The 3,795-nt window shown below is 56.7% G+C and carries 5 protein-coding genes; 1 reads left to right on the top strand and 4 read right to left on the bottom strand.

Annotated elements, in window-relative coordinates; translation table 11 throughout:
• The first annotated feature begins 8 nt into the window (after positions 1 to 8).
• Positions 9 to 1,454 (top strand): APC family permease, encoded by a 1,446-nt coding sequence (locus ACXJ5O_RS21225; protein WP_457301620.1) that lies wholly within the window; start codon positions 9 to 11, stop codon positions 1,452 to 1,454.
• Between the two features lie 54 nt (positions 1,455 to 1,508).
• Here the strand turns inward: ACXJ5O_RS21225 and ACXJ5O_RS21220 are convergent, their stop codons facing one another.
• From ACXJ5O_RS21220 to ACXJ5O_RS21205, 4 genes are all read right to left on the bottom strand, one after another.
• Positions 1,509 to 2,258 (bottom strand): YebC/PmpR family DNA-binding transcriptional regulator, encoded by a 750-nt coding sequence (locus ACXJ5O_RS21220; RefSeq protein ID WP_457301619.1) that lies wholly within the window; start codon positions 2,256 to 2,258, stop codon positions 1,509 to 1,511.
• A gap of 146 nt (positions 2,259 to 2,404) precedes the next feature.
• On the bottom strand, positions 2,405 to 2,830 hold the full coding sequence (locus ACXJ5O_RS21215) for a DUF1284 domain-containing protein (RefSeq protein ID WP_457301618.1): 426 nt from the start codon (positions 2,828 to 2,830) through the stop codon (positions 2,405 to 2,407).
• Entirely contained in the window at positions 2,827 to 3,402 is a 576-nt protein-coding gene (locus tag ACXJ5O_RS21210; protein WP_457301617.1) for a biotin transporter BioY, read from the bottom strand. The genes ACXJ5O_RS21215 and ACXJ5O_RS21210 overlap by 4 nt, the downstream gene beginning before the upstream one ends.
• 50 nt (positions 3,403 to 3,452) lie before the next feature.
• Positions 3,453 to 3,795: TerC family protein (locus ACXJ5O_RS21205; RefSeq protein WP_457301616.1), on the bottom strand; the 343-nt coding region annotated here is incomplete at its 5' end.

Genomic DNA, 3,795 nt, shown 5'->3' with positions numbered 1-3,795 from the left:
ATCTGCATGTGCAAGGGAGGGAGTACCCGATGACCGACATGACTTCAGGTAGCAACGCCGCTTCAGGGGCGACGATCGAGCCAAGTCTTCATCGGGTCATGGGCCMTTGGCTCCTGCTCCTCTTCATCGTCGGCGATATTTTGGGCACCGGCATCTACGCGCTCACTGGACAAGTTGCCAAGCAGGTTGGCGGTGTCGTCTGGCTGCCGTTCCTCGTGGCCTTCGTCGTCGCCGTCGTCACCGCCTTCAGCTATCTCGAGCTCGTGACGAAGTATCCGAAGGCGGCCGGCGCCGCGCTTTATACGCACAAGGCCTTCGGCATCMACTTCATCACCTTCATCGTCGCCTTCACTGTCATGTGTTCGGGCATCACCTCCGCATCGACCGCATCGCGTGCATTCGCCGCCAACCTTTCAGGGGCGTTTCAGCTCAATCTTGAAACCGGGATCGGCATCTCGCTCGTCGCCCTCGCCTTCATGGCGATCGTTGCGGCTGTGAACTTTCGTGGCGTTGGCGAAAGCGTCAAAGCCAATGTGGTTCTGACCATGGTGGAGCTGACAGGACTCCTGATCATCATCTTCATCGGCTTGTGGGCCATTGCCGCTGGTCAGGGCGACGTTTCCCGCATCACGCAATTTGCCACATCGCCGGATACCAGCGTCTTCTGGTCGGTTATGGCCGCGACCACCCTCGCCTTTTTCGCCATGGTTGGCTTCGAGGACTCGGTCAACATGGCCGAGGAATGCAAGAACCCGTCGGGAATATTTCCAAAAGTGCTGCTGGCGGGTCTCTTCATTACCGGCATCATCTATGTGCTGGTCTCTATTTCCGCCATCACCCTCGTGACACCTGCCGATCTCGGCGAGGGCGAAACCCCGCTGCTCAAGGTCGTCCAGGCCGGGGCGCCGAATTTCCCGCTATGGATTTTCGGCTTCATCACTATGTTCGCCGTTGCTAACAGCGCGCTGATCAACATGTTGATGGCGAGCCGCCTCGTCTATGGCATGAGCCGTGAACATGTGTTGCCGCCGATTTTCGGCAAAGTACACGCCAGACGTCGCACGCCATATCTGGCGATCGCCTTCACGACATTGCTGGCATTTGCCCTGATTCTGTTTGTGGGGGAGGTCCCCGCTCTTGGTGGCACGACGGCGCTATTGCTGCTTTTCGTTTTCACGATCGTCAATATTGCAGTTCTGGTCTTGCGAAAAGAAAGCGTCGACCACGATCACTTCCGCACCCCGACGTTTCTGCCGATCGTCGGTGCAATCTGCTGCGCCTTCTTCGCGGGCCCCTGGACGGGCCGCGACCCAGTGCAATACAAGATCGCCGGGATACTCATCGGGATCGGTGTGGTGCTATGGGTTGTTACCATTCTGGTCAATCGCGCCACCGGAGTAAGGCCGACTGACGCGGATATGGAAGCTCTGGGTGGTGACGGACCGGTCAACTAAGTTCAAACAAAAACCCGCCAGGACATTTCTGGCGGGTCATTATTTTTAATAGGATCAGGCTGCGCTGAGCTTGGCCAGAACTTCGTCGCTCACTTCAAAGTTCGCATAAACGTTCTGCACGTCGTCATCATCGTCCAACGTTGAAATCAATCGAAGAACCGACTGCGCCTTTTCTTCATCAACCGGAGCGGTCGTCGCGGGCTTCCAGATCGCCTTGATTGATTCCGCTTCACCAAGCGCGGCTTCCAGCGCCTTCGAAACGTCGCCTATGTCTTCGAAAGCGCACAGGATCACATGGCCCTCTTCGTCACTCGCCACATCGTCGGCGCCAGCCTCGATCGCAGCTTCCATAACCTTGTCAGCGTTGCCCGCCTCGGGCTTGTAGGTGATTTCACCAACGCGATTGAACATGAAGCCGACGGAGCCGGTTTCGCCCAAGGCGCCACCAGCCTTGGTGAAGGCCGCACGCACATTGGAGGCCGTACGGTTTCGGTTGTCCGTCAATGCCTCGACGATGACAGCAACGCCGCCCGGGCCATAGCCCTCATAGCGGACTTCCTCGTAGTTGTCGGCATCGCCACCAGACGCCTTCTTGATGGCGCGCTCGATATTGTCCTTTGGCATCGACTGCGCCCTGGCGTTCTGTACGGCCAGACGCAGGCGCGGGTTCATCAACGGGTCAGGCAGACCCTGCTTGGCAGCGACCGTGATTTCGCGCCCGAGCTTGGAAAAGATCTTTGACCGAACGGCATCCTGGCGGCCTTTGCGGTGCATGATGTTCTTGAACTGTGAATGGCCTGCCATGGCACCCCTGCGTGTTCTTGCGGTTGTTGATGTTTCACTTCAGGGCCCTGCAATTTGCGGGCTGCACCGAGCGGAAACATGCTTCTGGAATGGCGCCCTTATAGGTAAAAAGCGGCGCCTCGTCCAGCACCAGTCGCTTCGGGCGTTCACTCAAACTTCAGTCTGATGTCTTGGTAGCCGGATTTCGATATTGCGGAGCAAAGTTCAAACCACTCACAACCGATACAAGCGCGTCGGGTTTGGCCCTTCGTGAAGGCATCGCGGAATTTTCCGACCGTCATGGCGTCAAGATTTATAGTGTCGCCGACCTGAAGCGGTCTGCCAAGCAGATCAGCGACGTCATGCATCGCCTTGGTATCGCGCTCAATAACGCTGTCGCGCAAGCAATGCGGCTCGGTCGTCGCAAGAAGGGGCCGACAGATATCGTCCGGACCCTCCTCAATCAGGATATTCTCGCCCGCCACCAATCTCGCAACGATGCTGTCGTAGTTTGCGGTAAAGGCGGGACTATAGCCTTTACCGACATAGGTCAGCACGCAGAGCAGATGGTGCGCGCGAAGCTTGACCGTCAAGAGAGGCGGATACCTGAGCGGCGGAACATTTCGATCGTTGCGGCAGCCAGCGCCGATTTGAGGACACCGCCGATGATGAATGGCGCAACGCCGAAAATCCATGCCTTTTCGAGGCCGATCAAGTTTGCCAGCAACGCCCCGCCGAGCACAAGGCATAGCGCATTGCCGAGAAGCATGACACCGAAAGCCGCGAATGGATTACGCGTCAGCCCACGTTCCGCGAGAAGACCAACGAATACCGCAACAACAGGAAAGGAAAACAGATATCCAGCTGTTGGACCTGCAAAGGCAATCTGGCCCGGCATGCCCTCGGCCAAAACAGGCAATCCGATGAAAGATTGGAGAAGCCATGCGATGACGGTGATGCCACCGAGCCGCCAGCCATAGAGAGCGCCTACCATAGTGACCGCGAAGGTCTGCATGGTGACTGGCACCGGAACCATCGGAACCGAAATCCACGAACTGACTGCAAGAAACGCAGTGCCGATCACCACTGCTAGCGCCTTGAACGCGAGCGATCGGTTAGCGAGTTTAAGTGGAACAAAAGCCTCGGCAAAAGTGGTCTGGGTCATTGGATGCAAATCCTCTTGCAAACGTTAAGGTAATCGAACTGTAATCAACACTACTTTTTTCTGCGACGCGCCAGCATGTTGAGCGCCTCGACAAGAGCGGAAAAGCCCATAGCCGCATAAATGTAGCCTTTGGGAACATGGTAGCCAAACCCGTCGGCGATCAGCGTCATACCAATCATCAAAAGGAAGCCAAGCGCAAGCATGACTATAGTCGGGTTGTTGGCGATAAATTTTGACAACGGCTCGGCTGCCAGCATCATAACAGTCACGGCAGCGAGCACGGCGATAACCATGATCGCGATTTCATCAGTCATGCCGACAGCGGTAATGATGGAATCTACAGAAAACACCAGATCGAGCACGAGTATCTGCACGATGGCGGCACCCATGGAC

The sequence above is a fragment of the Phyllobacterium sp. P5_D12 genome (assembly GCF_054049495.1).
The sequence above is the reverse complement of the archived record's forward strand: the minus strand, read 5'-3'. Positions and strand labels throughout refer to the sequence as shown.

Coding starts and splice junctions, on each gene's coding strand:
- ACXJ5O_RS21210 (WP_457301617.1), bottom strand. CDS start 3,402: ATGACCCAGACCACTTTTGCCGAGGCTTTTGTTCCACTTAAACTCGCT.
- ACXJ5O_RS21220 (WP_457301619.1), bottom strand. CDS start 2,258: ATGGCAGGCCATTCACAGTTCAAGAACATCATGCACCGCAAAGGCCGC.